12 protein-coding genes are annotated in these 14,196 nt (G+C 62.6%); all 12 read left to right on the forward strand.

Going from position 1 to position 14,196, the window contains the following annotated elements:
- Window positions 1-405, forward strand: a 405-nt coding sequence (locus tag LLH00_13130; GenBank protein ID MCE5272214.1) for a tetratricopeptide repeat protein, incomplete at its 5' end; no start/stop codon positions are given.
- Window positions 402-2,723, forward strand: a complete 2,322-nt coding sequence (locus LLH00_13135) for a sulfatase-like hydrolase/transferase (GenBank protein ID MCE5272215.1) — start codon at window positions 402-404, stop codon at window positions 2,721-2,723. The genes LLH00_13130 and LLH00_13135, both read left to right, overlap by 4 nt.
- A gap of 90 nt (window positions 2,724-2,813) precedes the next feature.
- Complete coding sequence (locus LLH00_13140; GenBank protein ID MCE5272216.1) at window positions 2,814-3,953, forward strand: radical SAM protein; 1,140 nt, start codon at window positions 2,814-2,816, stop codon at window positions 3,951-3,953.
- Between the two features lie 93 nt (window positions 3,954-4,046).
- On the forward strand, window positions 4,047-5,420 hold the full coding sequence (locus tag LLH00_13145; GenBank protein ID MCE5272217.1) for an HD domain-containing protein: 1,374 nt from the start codon (window positions 4,047-4,049) through the stop codon (window positions 5,418-5,420).
- Complete coding sequence (locus LLH00_13150) at window positions 5,421-5,981, forward strand: hypothetical protein (GenBank protein ID MCE5272218.1); 561 nt, start codon at window positions 5,421-5,423, stop codon at window positions 5,979-5,981.
- 11 nt (window positions 5,982-5,992) lie between these two features.
- Window positions 5,993-6,547, forward strand: coding sequence for an isoprenylcysteine carboxylmethyltransferase family protein (locus tag LLH00_13155; GenBank protein MCE5272219.1), 555 nt, complete (start codon window positions 5,993-5,995; stop codon window positions 6,545-6,547).
- A 274-nt stretch (window positions 6,548-6,821) separates the two neighbouring features.
- Entirely contained in the window at window positions 6,822-7,313 is a 492-nt protein-coding gene (locus LLH00_13160) for a glutathione peroxidase (GenBank protein ID MCE5272220.1), read from the forward strand.
- 38 nt (window positions 7,314-7,351) lie between these two features.
- Complete coding sequence (locus LLH00_13165; GenBank protein MCE5272221.1) at window positions 7,352-9,040, forward strand: glycosyltransferase family 39 protein; 1,689 nt, start codon at window positions 7,352-7,354, stop codon at window positions 9,038-9,040.
- Window positions 9,041-9,085: 45 nt separating this feature from the next.
- Window positions 9,086-9,595, forward strand: a complete 510-nt coding sequence (locus LLH00_13170; protein ID MCE5272222.1) for a type 1 glutamine amidotransferase — start codon at window positions 9,086-9,088, stop codon at window positions 9,593-9,595.
- A gap of 179 nt (window positions 9,596-9,774) precedes the next feature.
- On the forward strand, window positions 9,775-10,506 hold the full coding sequence (locus tag LLH00_13175; protein ID MCE5272223.1) for a hypothetical protein: 732 nt from the start codon (window positions 9,775-9,777) through the stop codon (window positions 10,504-10,506).
- A 258-nt stretch (window positions 10,507-10,764) separates the two neighbouring features.
- Entirely contained in the window at window positions 10,765-12,561 is a 1,797-nt protein-coding gene (lepA, locus tag LLH00_13180; GenBank protein ID MCE5272224.1) for a translation elongation factor 4, read from the forward strand.
- 562 nt (window positions 12,562-13,123) lie between these two features.
- Window positions 13,124-14,196, forward strand: a 1,073-nt coding sequence (locus LLH00_13185; GenBank protein ID MCE5272225.1) for a phosphatidylglycerol lysyltransferase, incomplete at its 3' end; no start/stop codon positions are given.

Here is a 14,196-nt window from a genome sequence, read left to right on the forward strand (position 1 = left end):
CCCCGGGCCGAGGCCTGCCTGGAGCGGGTGGCCGCGCGGTTCAGCCGGGATGAGAAAGTGCAGAACAACCTGGGGGTGGTGCTGTTCTCGGCTGGAAAAACCGCCCGCGCCGAGGCGGCCTACCGCGCGGCCCTGGCCGCGGACAGCCTTTACGCCCCGGCCTGGAACAACCTGGGAAACCTTCTGGCCGCGGGAAACCATGCCGTCAAGGCCGAGGACTGCTACAGCCGTGCCCTGGCCCTGGACAGCCTCTACGCCCAGGCCGGGTTCAACCTGGGGATGCTCTGCCTGCGGGAATTGAAACAGCCCGCGCGTGGACGGGAGCTTCTGAGCCACGCCCTGGCCCTCGACCCGCAGGCCGCCTGGGCCACCACCGCGCGCCAGGAGCTGGAGAAGACCCGATGAGAAAAAGCGGGAAAGCAGCCGTCTACGGTCTCATCCTGGCGGCCCTGACTGCCGCGCCCACCTGCTCGCGCGCCCCGCGGCTGAATGTCCTGCTGGTCAGTTTCGACACCACGCGCGCCGACCGTCTGGGCTGCTACGGCGACAGCGCCGCGCGCACCCCTGTGCTCGACAGTCTGGCCGCAAATGGAGTGCGATTCGCCCGGGCCTACACCGCCGTGCCGATCACTCTGCCCACGCACGCCACGGTCCTGACCGGGCTGTACCCGCCCAGTCATGGAGTGCGTAACAACGGCACTTTCCGCCTGAGCGCCGCTGTGCCCACCCTGGCTGAATCGTTCCGCGCGGCGGGCTACGCCACCGCGGCTTTCACCGGCTCCTTTGTCCTGGACCACCGCTACGGCCTGGACCGGGGGTTCGACCTCTATGACGACGATATGTACCATGGTGGGGGACGGGCCACCGGAATGATGGCCCAGCGTGAACGCCGGGCGGATATTGTGGCCGCGCGCGCCGGACAGTGGCTGAAAAAGAACTCCGGGCGGCCCTTTTTCCTGTTCGTCCATTTCTTCGACCCGCACCGCCCCTGGGAGGCCCCCGAGCCGTTCGCCGCGGCTGCGGCTGACCCCTACCGCGCCGAGATCGCCTGGACCGACCACTGCCTGGGCGGCCTTCTGGCCGCACTCGACAGCCTGGGCCTCGCCCGCAACACGCTGATGCTTATGTTCGGCGACCACGGCGAGGGACTGGGTGAGCATGGCGAGCAGACCCACAGCACGTTCCTCTACAACTCCACTGTGCACGTGCCGTTGATCCTGAGCCTGCCGGGGGTGGACTCGCTCCGGGCTCAGGTGATGGATACTCCGGTCAGCCTGGCGGATGTCGCCCCCACCCTGGCCGCGCTGGCCGGGGTCGAGCCGCCCGGTGGCTGCCAGGGCCAGGCCCTGGCCTCGGCGCAGGGGCTCATTCAGCCGCCCGCCAACCGCCCGCTGTACCTGGAATGCTGGTATCCGTGGTACTGCCACGGCTGGAGCCCGCTGGAGGGAGTGGTGCGCGGCGGACGCAAGTATGTCCGCGCCCCGCGGCCGGAGCTGTATAATCTTGATACCGACCCGGCGGAGCTGGCCAACCTTGTTCCCGGCCCGCCCGCCGACTCCCTGGCCCGGGTGCTGGAGAACCTCAAGCACGCGCTCACTCCGCGTGAGGCTGCCACGAGGCCCGCCGCCGCGCCGGGCGCCGAGGAGAGCGCCGGACTGCGTGCCCTGGGCTATGTCGCCGGGCGCTCCGCCGCGCCGGATGAGGACATTTCGCGCCTGCCCGACCCCAAGGACATGATCGTCAGCGTGCCGGGCTACATGCTGGGGGTGAGCTACCTGACCGACAGCCACCCGGAGCTGGCCGCGCGGGAATTCCGCGCCCTTCTGGCCGCCGACCCGGCCAACTGGTCGGCCTGGGAGTTCCTGGCCGAAAGCGAGCTGGCCCTGGGACATCCCGATTCCGCCCTGGCCGCGGCCCAGCAGGCGGTGCGCTCGCAGTCGCCCTCGGAGCGGGCTTTTTTCCTGCTGGGCAGCGCCGCCCTGGAGCTGGCCGACTCGGCCCGCGCACAGAAAGAGCTGGAGCGCGCCCTCACGCTCAACCCCGACTACGGCCCGGCCCTGGCCCTTCTCGCCCGCATTCACGACTCCGCCGGCCGCACGGAACAGGCCCTCGAATTCTACCATCGCGCCGAGGCCGCCCTGCCAGGCAACCCCGGCCTGCTGACCGACCTGGGAGCGCTGCTTATCCGGCTCGGCGACTATGCACGTGCCCGCGCGACCCTTGAGCGGGCCACCGCGCTGGAGGGCGCCGGCTGGCGCGCCTGGTTCAACCTGGGGCTGGCCTGCCAGTTGGACAGTGACAACGAAGCCGCGGTTCAAGCCTATGAACGGGCCACAGTACTGGAGGGCGTGCCAGCCGAGGCGTTCAACAACCTGGGGATAGCCTGCTATGAGCTGAAACGCTACGAACAGTCCTGCCGGGCCTACGAGCGGGCCATCGGGCTGGACAGCCTCTACGCCGCGGCCTGGAACAACCTGGGCGGCTCGCGCGCCGCGCTGGGTCAGAATAAGGAAGCGGAGGCGGCCTACTGGCGCGCCCTGGCCCTCAAGCCGGACTACCCGGACGCCGCGCTAAACTACGGCCTTCTGCTGGCCGGGTCTCTGGAGCGGCCCGACTCGGCGCGGGTCCTTCTGCGACGGGCTTTGCGCGGCCTGGCCCCCGGCCCCCGCCGCGAGAGCGCCGCGGCCCTTCTGGAGCGCCTGGAAAAAACCTCCACCCGTTGACAGCCACCGCGCCGGGCCTGATATTGGGGTGTAACCTCTGTGAGTCATTTTGGCTGAAAAGCTTGGTTATAGATCAGGAAAGGGTTCCAGATGACCGATCAGATGGGACATCCCGGCGGCCATCCCCACTCCGCGCCGTTTAGCGGCAAGGGGCCGGACGCCCTGGGCAACCAGCTCCGCCTGGTGTTCTGGGAGACCACCGCCGGCTGCAACCTCAGTTGCCGTCATTGCCGGCGGGTGGATGTTTTCGGCAGCGGCCTCGCCCCGGGCGACATGCCCACGGAAAGCTGCCTGCGCCTGGTGGACTCGGTCGCCGTGTTCGCCAAGCCCATTCTTGTCCTGAGTGGCGGCGAGCCGCTCATCCGCCCGGACATCCTCGATATCGCCGCCCACGCCTCCGGCCGCGGCCTGCCCGTGGCCCTGGCCACCAACGGCACGATGGTGGACAAAGAGCTGGCCGGACGGATCGTGGCAGCCGGAGTTCGCCGGGTCTCGATCAGTTTCGATGGCTCCACAGCCGAGGTGCACGACTCTTTCCGCGGTCTGCCTGGCTCGTTCGAGGCCGCCCTGAAAGGCTTCCGCGCCCTCCGCGAGCTGGGCATGAGCATGCAGGTCAACTGCACCGTGGCCCGGCACAACGTGCATCAACTGGAGCAGATTGTCGCCCTGGCCCTGGAGAACGGGGCCGAGGCGCTGCACTTTTTCATGCTCGTGCCGGTGGGCTGCGGAGTGGAGCTTTCGCGCGAGATGCAGCTTCCGCCCGCGCAATATGAGGAAGTGCTCAACTGGATTTACGACAAGAGCGTGGAGTACCCGGCCCTTCAGCTCAAGGCCACCTGCGCGCCGCACTATTTCCGCATCGCCCTTCAGCGCGGCGGCGTGGAGGCCATGCGCGCCAAGGGCCACGGCCACGGGGCCATGCACAGCATGACCCGCGGCTGCCTGGCCGGCACGGCGGTCTGTTTCGTGAGCCACTCGGGCGAGGTGTTCCCCTGCGGCTACCTGCCCGTGGCCGCAGGGAACGTGTTGGCGACCCCGTTGGAGGAGATCTGGAACGAGTCGCATCTTTTTAAAGTGCTGCGCGACACGGGCAACCTCACGGGCAAATGCGGCCTCTGCGAGTACAAGACTGTCTGCATGGGCTGCCGGGCGCGCGCCTACGGCGAAAGCGGCGACTACCTGGCCGAGGAGCCCTACTGCGAGTACGAGCCGAAACGGCTGCGGAAGTAAAATATTTGCTTTCGTAAAAAAAATTCTCTTTTAAATTCCTATTGATAATCCTTTGTATATTTCCTACGCTTTTCCTCAAACGGTGAGGAATGTGTGGAAAAATTAAGAGAATTAAGGGATCCGATCCATGGCTTTATTAATCGCACGGAGCGCGAAGAAAGGATTATTGATACAGTCGTTTTCCAGAGATTAAGAGGAATTAAACAACTGGCCTTAGCTTCGCTGGTATATCCAGGTGCAATTCACACGCGTTTTGAACATTCTTTGGGCGTGATGCATATTGCTGGATTATTGGCCGAACAGCTACTTGTTAATCATGAAAAAGTGGACTTAATAAGACTTGCCGGACTTCTTCATGATATTGGGCATGGCCCCTTCTCCCACGTCTCAGAGGATATTTTAGATAAATATTTTGACCAATCAAAGATACAAGTCAAAGCAAAGGAAAAAATACATGAAAAACTAACTTGTGACATTATAGAGCAAAACAAAGAAATAAACGAATTGGTTGACAGACCTACTAAAAACAAAATCATTGGATTACTTGCAGGCACACAGGGAGAAATAATAGAGAAAAATATAATTTCAGGACCATTGGATGCTGATAAGCAGGATTATCTTCTAAGAGACAGCTATTTCTGTGGTGTCAAATATGGAATATTCGATTTAGAAAGACTTATAGGCACATTGACATCACATCACGATTCAACAGAACAATATTTAGCCGCCACTGAAGACGGAATTTACGCAATAGAACAATTTGTTATAGCAAAATACCACATGACAACACAAGTCTATAGACACAAAATAAGACTTGTGACAGATGAGATGATTATTCGCGCCCTAGAGTTGGGAATCGAGAAGGACGGAATAGTTTGGTTAAATAATTTGTACCGATACGATGGCTCCGAACAATTCATCAACAACTATTTAGATTGGGACGATAGCCGTTTAAGCGTGGCTCTGCTTTTCCCAATGAACGGGAAACAAGGTTATGCTACTGATATTTTTTGGCGATTAAGAAACAGAAATCTATTTAAGCGCGTATTTTCTAAAAACCTTAATGAAGTTGAGCCTGAACTGAGCTGGTCTCTATTTAAATTAAACCAGAAGAAGAAAAAATGCATTGAAGTCGAGGTGGCTGAATATCTATCATCAATGACCGGGCAAAAAGTAGATTGCAATCATGTAATTGTCAACTCGTTTGCATTTAAATCCGTGCGCGAACAATCTCGTAACAACGAGGGGTCAATTCTAATCCTCAAAGGAAGTGGACCCCAAAAATTCGAAGATGTATCCACCCTGTTTAGATCAATTAGCGAAAGCGAGAGCGATAAATTCTTACAAATATATGCCCCCGTAGAATTTAATGACGATGCCGACAAAAGACGCAAGAAACAGAAATATAATCAAGACATCGAACAATTGATAATAAGGTGTTTGCATCCTACTAAGCCGGAGGAATAAATGGACGCCGAAGAACTTGTTCTATTAATAATAAAAGAGAACGAAGGTTGTGTTCGTGGCAAGACGTTGTTGCAAAAAAAGGCGTACTTTGTAAACGAATTACTTCAAACGCAATTTGACTATAAGCCACATTATTACGGCCCATATTCAACCGAGATAGAAGGGGCGGTTTCTAATTTAAAAGCGCTTGGATTGTTACAAGAAAACGCCGTCGGATTTGGTTTAAACGGTGAAGGGTTTGAAATTAGAAGGTATGACTATATTCTAACAGGCGACGGAGAGAAAATCGTAAATCTTATCAAGGGAAACCTCGTAGAAGAATCAGAAAAAATATCAAAAGCGATTGAGTGTTTAAAAAGCGCAGGAGATAATGATGATTATTTTAAGCTTTCGATAGCCGCAAAAACGCATTTCATCCTGACTAAAAGAGGCATTGACATTCAAAAAGAGGGTAAAGATGGTATTGTTAAAGCAGCACATAACTTGGGTTGGGATATAAAACCAGAACTGGTTGACAATGCCGTCGAATTTTTATCCAAGCTGTATTCACTAAACAAATAGAAAAGCCTCCCATGCCCGGCCCCTTGATCCGCACCCTGCTCGCCCTGGCGGCCCGGCCCGCTTCCCTGGGCCGCAAGATCGTCTCCCTGGCTTTCGGCTCGGTATTATTCATCGTGGTCTTGCCGCTGCTCTTTTTCGCCCTGGGACGCGGCCTGCACCTGGAACGCCTGAGCGACAGTTGGCCCACCGCGCTCTACCGTGTCCCAGGCTGGCTCTTTTTGGCTGCCGGGGTGTGGCTGCTCGTGGCCGTGGTGCTCACCCAGTGGCGCTCCGGGGGCGGCACTCCCGCGCCCTGCGCCCCGACAGTCAAGCTCATCACCTCGGGTCCCTACGCCCTCTGCCGCAACCCGATCCAGCTCGGGGCCATGCTTTACTACCTGGGCCTTCTGACCCTCGTCCAGTCGCCGGCGCTCGGCCTGCTGGTTTTCATCGCCGGGGCGGTGCTCGGCACGCTCTACCACCGGGGTGTGGAGGAGAAAGAGCTGGCGATTCGTTTCGGCCCGGCCTACCTGGAATATAAAAAAAGCACGCCCTATATCTTCCCCCGCCTGTTCCGCCGCCGCTGAGTCGGCGCACGGTTCCCGGCCCCCAGCCGCTGACGACCCCAGTCTGGGGTGGAATGTCTGAGAGAAATTCTCATTCCGGCCGCCCGCTCTTGACTTCGGCCCTGTATTTGTTGCATCTCAAATAAAGAAGCTGTTATTTTATCAGTCCTTGGGCGGCAACGGGCTTTTTCTCCCTTGGGGAGGAGGTGGCAGCATGCGCACTGTTCTGCTTTCGCTTATCACTATGGCTCTGGCGCTGGGGGGCGCGGCCCTGGCCGCGGACACTCCGAAAAACATGCCCCTGAGCTTCAAGATGAAGGACATAGACGGTCACGAGGTCGACCTGGCGCAGTACAAGGGCCAGGTGGCGCTGCTGGTCAACACGGCCAGCAAGTGCGGTTTCACCCCGCAGTACGAGGGCCTCGAGGCCCTGTATGAGAAATACTCCGGCCAGGGGTTCACGATATTGGCCTTCCCGGCCAACAATTTCAAGGCCCAGGAGCCGGGCACGGACAGCGAGATCAAGCAGTTCTGCAGCATGACTTACAACGTGACTTTCCCGCTGTTCTCCAAGGTCTCGGTCAAGGGGGAGGATATCTGCCCGCTCTACGCCTACCTGACCTCGGAGAGCACCAACCCCGGGTTCGCGGGCGAGATTCCCTGGAATTTCACCAAGTTCCTGCTTGACCGTCAGGGCCGCGTGGTCGCGCGTTTCACGCCCCAGACCGCACCGGATGACTCGGCCCTGGTCCAAGCGATAGAGAAAGCCCTGACCGAGAGCAAATAGCATGGCTCCCCGCGCGCGGGGCCTGGGAGTGAAACAGTTTGAGCGTACATCCGGATACCGGTTCCACGGCGCGGGGGAGCGTCCCTCCCCTGCGCCATTTTGTTGCCGTGGCCGCGGCGAGCCTGTTCCTGAGCCTGCCTTTCCTGGGCAAGCCCGCCCTGTTCGACCCGGATGAGGGCTACTACCCCACCGCGGCCGTGGAGATGCTCGCCCGGGGTGACTGGCTCGACCCGGTTTTCAACGCCGAGCCGCGCTGGGGCAAGCCAGTGGGGATCTATTTCCTGCAGTGCCTTTCCGTTTCCGCTCTGGGAAAAAACGAGCTGGCCGTGCGCCTTCCCAGCGCCGCGGCGGGCCTGGGGCTGGGCTTTCTGTGCCTGCTGCTGGGGGCGCGCCTGTTCGGGGCGCGGGCCGGGCTGTACTCGGGCCTGGCCGGGGCCGGGATGCTCCAGTGCATAGTCTACTCCCGCAGCGCGGTGCCGGACATGCTGCTCGCCCTGGGCGTGGCGTTCGCCCTCTGGGGGTTCGCGGCCACGGACCTGGGCCGGAAGCGTTTCGCCGAGGCGAGGGCCGCCCATCTGGCGCTCTACCTGGGCTGCGCCCTGGGGTTCCTGGCCAAGGGTCCGCTGGGGGTGATCCTGCCCGGGCTGGCCGTGTTTCTGTTCGTGGCCCTGTCCCGCGACTGGCGCATCCTGGGGCGGATGGGCCTTTTCCGCGGGGCGCTCGTTTTCCTGGCCGCGGCCGCGCCCTGGTTTGTCTGGATGTACGGCCGTCACGGGATGGAATTCATCACCGAGATATTCCTGCGCCGCAACATCGACCACTATTTCACCAACCGCTGGCAGCACGAGGGTCCGCTCTACTACTACCTGCCGGTGCTCCTGGTCGGGGCTTTTCCCTGGACCGCGGCCCTGGCCGGCGGGCTGTGGCGCTCGGCCGCCGGGGTGCGGGACGTTGTCACCCGGCGCGGTGCGGACCCGGCTGCGCGGGCGAACCTGTTCCTCTGGTGTTGGGCCTTCGGGATGCTGCTCTTTTTGAGCCTAAGCCACGGCAAGCTGCCCAATTACGTGCTTCCGCTCTACCCGGCCCTGGCCGCCCTGGCCGGCGCCTATGTCGCCGCGCTGGAGGGCAGTGAAAGAGGCCGTGGCTGGCTGGGTTGGGGCAGCGCGGTCCTGGCCCTGGCTGTACTGGCCGCCGGGCTGGTCCTTCTGCCGTGCAAGGTGCACGTCCCGGTGCTCCTGGCCCTGGCCGCACTTTCGCCCTTGGGCCTGATCGCCCTGGCCGGGCTGAGCCTGCGACGCGGGGTGCGCCTCTGGAGCGTCCTGACCGTGCTTTCCATGGCCGTGCTTTTCGGCCTGAGCGCCGGGCTGGTGCTGCCGCGGGTGGAGAAACTGAACGCCGTGCGCACTCTCGCCGCCGAATGCGCCGTCACGGCCCAGGACAACGGTCCGGTGCTGTTCCACCGCTGCTGGGCCCCGGCGTTCCTGTTCTACAGCGGCCGCGGGGCTGTCCGTTTCGACCCGGAGCGCGAGGACCTGCGCGCTTACCTGGCCGGGAGCGTGCGTTGGGTGCTCACCCGCCCGTCCGACCTGCCCGAACTGGTCCGTCTGGCCGGCTACGAGCCGTCCTGGAGCCGCACCGTTGACGGCCGCGTGCTGCTGCGTTTCGAGCCGCCGGTCCTGCTCACCCGCGCGCAGGCCGCCTTGACTGCCGGCCCCATTTTCCCCTAAGCTTAGTAGCACAGTCTCAATACACATCGACAGGGGGGTGGAAAGATGGCGAAAATAGCGGCGGTCATCGCCGACATGTTCGAGGACTCGGAGTACAGCGCTCCGGCGGAGGCCTTTGCCAGAGAGGGGCACACGGTGGTGACCGTGGGCCTGAAAGCCGGGGCCGTGGTCCGGGGCAAGAAAGAGGGTCTGGAGGTGACAGTCCAGCGCGCGGTGGACAGGGAGAGGGCCGCGGACTATGACGCCCTGCTGATCCCGGGCGGTTACGCCCCGGACAAGCTGCGGCGCTACCCGGAAGCGCTGGAGTTCGTGCGCGACTTTTTCCTGGCTGAAAAGCCGGTGTTCATAATCTGCCATGCGGTGCAACTGCTGGTCAGTTGCGATGTGCTCAAGGGCCGCAGGCTCACCTGCCTGCCGGGGATCGCGCAGGATGTGCTCAACGCGGGCGGGATGTTCTTCGACCGCGAGGTGGTGGTCGAGGGCAACCTGGTCTCCAGCCGCACCCCGGATGACCTGCCGGCCTTTATCCGCGAGTCGCTCAAGAAACTGGGCTGAGCCCGGACACACCGACGGTACTGCCAAAGTCAGCCCCTGTCCGCACCCGGCAGGGGCTGAACGCTATAAAGCAATATTTAATACAATACTTATGAACAGGGCGCTTGCCCGACAGCCCCCTCACAGTTAAGTTAGTGCCTGCGGAAAACAGAGTTAACCGGAATAATGGAGATAGTGAGATGCCGGGCAAAAGCATTCTGTGTATCCTGACTTTTCTCGCCCTCGCGGCCGGGCAGTCCACGCTCGCGCAGGCGGCGAACCTGGACCTCAAGTCCATGCTGCGTCCGCCCGTGGTGGGGGCCTGGTCCAGCTACGCGGTGATAGTCAAGGGCGAGGACAAACCACGGCGCTTCAGGGTGTCCGCGGTCGGCAGGGAGCAGTTCGAGGGTGCGCCCCATCTCTGGCTGGAGCTGACCGTGATCGGCAATGACGGCGACAGCCTGACCGCGATGGGACTGTTCCCGGCCGGTGAATTCCTCGGTCTGAAAGCGAAAAAAGTCGTGCTCAAGCTGGGTAAGTCCGAGGCGCAGGAGGTGCCCGCCGGGCTGGCCAGTCTGGGGACCATGCTGGCCACCCGTTTCGGCCTGGGACTCGACCTGGATGATCTGACCGCCTCGATCCGCGAGGGCGCTCAGAACGGGATCAGCGCCACCGAGCAGGCCCCCGAAAGACTGGACCTGAAGCAGGGCGCGCTCGACACCCGGCGCCTGCTGGTCCAGGACCCCAAGGGCCGTGAGGTGACAATCTGGCTCAGCGACCGGGCCCCGCTGTTCGGCTTCGCCCAGGCTGTCCACGAGGCGCGACGCCTGGAGCTGACCGCCTGGGGCGCGAGCGGCGCGGTCAGCCGCATCGGGAGCCGCTACCACCCCTTCAACCTCCAGGGCATGTTTGACCGGATGCTCGGGAAATAGCCGTCCGGGTGGAATGCAGGCTTGGGTTTCAATATGTCATATCGATATTTTTACAGGGGCACGGCATGCCCGGCCCGGTTTTTGGGTTGAATTCCCTCGATTCCCCTGCTTTGCCGAAGGGGGAGGCCGACAAACCGTCGACCGGGAGAGGCTCGGCTCCCTCTTTGACAACAGGGGGGCGGATGGGATTCAATGTAATTGTCCTGCGGCGGGCAGTTTCGTACAAAGTGTGTTGAAAAAGGAAAAGAGAAACCATATATGAATCTGGACCGTATCCGTAATTTCTGCATCATCGCGCATATCGACCACGGCAAGTCCACCCTCGCCGACCGTCTGCTGGAGAGCACCCACACCCTGGAGTCGCGCGAGATGCGGGCCCAGGTGCTCGACAGCATGGACCTGGAGCGCGAGCGCGGGATCACGATCAAAAGCCACGCCATCCGCATGGACTACAAGGCCGCGGACAGCAACCACTACGAGTTCAACCTGATCGACACCCCGGGTCACGTGGATTTCTCCTACGAGGTCAGCCGGTCCCTGGCCGCCTGCGAGGGCGCGCTGCTGGTGGTGGACGCCACCCAGGGGGTGGAGGCCCAGACCCTGAGCAACCTCCTGCTGGCCATGGACCACAACCTGACCATCATCCCGGTGATCAACAAGATCGACCTGCCCGCGGCCATGATCGAGCGGGTAAGCGCCGAGATGGAGGACCTTCTGGCCGTTGAGCGCGAGGAGATCCTTCTGGTGAGCGCCAAGGCCGGCATCGGGATCGAGGCTGTGCTGGAGGCCATCGTGCAGCGTATCCCGCCGCCCCAGGGCGATGCCACCAGGCCCCTGACCGCCCTGATCTTCGACAGCACCTTCGACCAGTACCGCGGCGCGGTGCCCCTGGTGCGGGTGATGGACGGCGCGATCGAGCCCGGGATGAAAGTGTGCCTGATGGCCGCCGCGGCCGAGTACGAGGTGATCGAGGTGGGCTACCAGCGCCTGCGGCCGATCAAGATGCCGCGTCTGGAGGCAGGCGAGGTGGGCTACGTGGTGGCCCAGATCAAGAAACTGAGCGACACCCGGGTCGGCGACACGATCATCGACGCCGCCAACCCGGCCCCGGCGGCCCTGCCCGGCTACAAAGAGGTCAAGCCCATGGTGTTCGCCGCGGTTTACCCGGTGGACAACGATGATTACGACGACCTGAAAGAGGCCCTGGAAAAGCTGCGCCTCAATGACGCCTCCCTGAGCTACGAGCCCGAGACCTCCGCCGCCCTGGGCTTCGGCTTCCGCTGCGGCTTCCTCGGCCTGCTGCACATGGAGATCATCCAGGAGCGCCTGAGCCGCGAGCACGATGTGCGAATCCTCGCCACTGTGCCCAGCGTGCGCTACCGGGTCCTGATGACCAGCGGCGAGGTCCTCGAGCTGTCGAACCCCGCAGCCATGCCTGACCGCGCCGGGATCGAGCAGATCGAGGAGCCGCTGGTGACCCTGCGCATCTACCTGCCCTCGGATTACATCGGCCCGGTGATGGAGCTCTGCCGCGAGCGGCGCGGCGAGTTCCGCGAGATGAAATACCTGGACCAGTACAAGATCGAGCTGATTTTCGTGCTGCCGCTTTCGGAGATACTGCTCGATTTCTACGACCGTTTGAAAACGGTCTCGCGCGGCTACGCCAGCTACGATTACGAGTTCCTGGAGTACCGCGCCGCCGACCTGGTGCGCCTGGACATCCTGGTCAACGACGAGGTGGTGGACGCCCTGAGCGCGATCACCCACCGGGACAAGAGCCGCACCTGGGGCAAGCGCCTGATCGACAAGCTCAAGGAACTGATCCCGCGCCAGTTGTTCGAGGTGGTCTTGCAGGCCGCTATCGGCGGGCGGGTGATCGCCCGCGAGGTGGTGCGCCCGTTGCGCAAGAACGTGACCGCCAAGTGCTACGGCGGCGACATCACCCGCAAGCGCAAATTGCTCGAACGTCAGCGCGAGGGCAAGCGCCGGATGAAACAGGTCGGCCGGGTGGAGATACCCCAGGAGGCGTTCCTGGCGGTGCTCAAGCTGGATTGAGCCGGTGCGGAGTAATTCTGAAAATCGATTGTGGGGGCACGGCATGCCGTGCCCGATGTGTAGAATTAAATCCCCCTCAATCCCCCTTTTTTAAAGGGGGAGGCCGGCCAGGCTGTGGAAATGGTTCCCAAGCGGCTGCCAGGCCGCCGCAGTTGCCTTTGGGGGGCCGCACCTGTCTGAGCCTGCAGCACGGGCAGCGTGGTAGTGAGTGTAAAACGGCCCGGCCTGAAAGCGCGCCTTGCGTGCGGTGGCGATTGCGCGGCAGCGCCGCCCCGCTGCGCGGAAGCGGAATGGGAGAACCGGGAACACCGAGGGTGGAAATGGAGCCGCGGCCGGGACGAGGCAAGCGGCCCCCGCTGGCTTTTCTGCTTTGGCCGAAACCAAAGCAGAAAAGGGTCTTTCGGCTTCTCACTGCAAGTTCCTAACCGGACATTGCTGGGCAAGACCGAAAGGACGAACAAAATACCGGGCGAACACAAGGTTCGCCCCTACGAAAAGCGACATCGGTTTTGCATGTACTTTCGCTGTTAATCCAAACAGTGTCTTTTCGAGGTGAGCCTGGATGGCAGCCGGCTCGGCCGCATGCCCGGATGACCCGCTCGGACCGGGCCGCTGGTCCGCTCCCCCCGGCCCGGACCGGTGGCGCGGCATTCTGGATGAGGCCATAATCTCATTCTCAGGCTGGCGGCGGGTGTTCGCGGTGAGCGGCGACCCGGAGAGCCTTCGGCCTGAGGTGGACCCCGCCGCCGCGCTTTTCGCCGCAGCGGCGGGCTATGTTTTCGGGCGGCGCCTGGCGCAGACCGGGCCGGCCCCGGCCGTGGCCGCGGTGGCCCTGGACACTCGTCCCACCTCAGCCGCGGCCGGCTGCGCGGTGATCCGGGGCCTTCTGGCCGCCGGGGCACAGGTGCGCTTTCCAGGGATCGCTCCCACGCCCGAGGCCATGGCTTTCATCGCCCTGGAGCCGGGGCTGGATGGATTGATAATAGTGACCGCCAGCCACAACCCGCCGGGCTGGAACGGGGTGAAATTCTCGGCCGGGGATGGACGGGTGCTGCCGCGCGACCGGGCCCAGGCGCTGGAAGAGAGCCTGCACGAGCTGGTGCGCGACCCCGCCGGGCTGGAGGCATTCTACACCAGCCTGCGGAATGTGGACCCGGCGGCCCTGACTGCGGTGTACGCCCACAGCGCCGCCCAGAAACGTCGCAGCCTGACCGCCTACCGCCGTCACGCCGCCCGCGAGCTGACCGCCGAGGCCAGCGCCTCGGGGCGGGCCAGCGTGCTGGAGCAACTGCACCGCTCCCTGGAGCGGCGGCCCCTGGGAGTTGTGGCCGAGCTGAACGGCTCGGCGCGCACAGTGTCCATCGACCGCGAATTCCTGGACGGCCTGGGCCTCAAGGTCCGGGCCGTGAACTACGTTCCCGGGCGGATCGCCCACGCGATTCTGCCCGAGGGCGAGGCCCTGCACCCCGCCTGTCGCGTGCTGGAGCTGGCCGCCCTGGAGGACCACGCCTTCGAGCTGGGCTACGTGCCCGACTGCGACGGCGACCGGGGCAACGTGGTGGTCCTGGACCCCCAGGGTGTGGCCCGGCCCCTGGAGGCCCAGGAGGTGTTCGCCCTGGCGGTGACTGCGGAACT

It is taken from the genome of bacterium (assembly GCA_021372515.1).
Classification (GTDB): Bacteria; Gemmatimonadota; Glassbacteria; order GWA2-58-10; family GWA2-58-10; genus JAJFUG01.

Excerpts from the sequence above, each read along its gene's own strand:
- LLH00_13135 (MCE5272215.1), top strand. The coding sequence starts at position 402 with ATGAGAAAAAGCGGGAAAGCAGCCGTCTACGGTCTCATCCTGGCGGCC.
- LLH00_13140 (MCE5272216.1), top strand. The coding sequence starts at position 2,814 with ATGACCGATCAGATGGGACATCCCGGCGGCCATCCCCACTCCGCGCCG.
- LLH00_13150 (MCE5272218.1), top strand. The coding sequence starts at position 5,421 with ATGGACGCCGAAGAACTTGTTCTATTAATAATAAAAGAGAACGAAGGT.
- LLH00_13155 (MCE5272219.1), top strand. The coding sequence starts at position 5,993 with ATGCCCGGCCCCTTGATCCGCACCCTGCTCGCCCTGGCGGCCCGGCCC.
- LLH00_13160 (MCE5272220.1), top strand. The coding sequence starts at position 6,822 with ATGCCCCTGAGCTTCAAGATGAAGGACATAGACGGTCACGAGGTCGAC.
- LLH00_13170 (MCE5272222.1), top strand. The coding sequence starts at position 9,086 with ATGGCGAAAATAGCGGCGGTCATCGCCGACATGTTCGAGGACTCGGAG.
- LLH00_13175 (MCE5272223.1), top strand. The coding sequence starts at position 9,775 with ATGCCGGGCAAAAGCATTCTGTGTATCCTGACTTTTCTCGCCCTCGCG.
- lepA (MCE5272224.1), top strand. The coding sequence starts at position 10,765 with ATGAATCTGGACCGTATCCGTAATTTCTGCATCATCGCGCATATCGAC.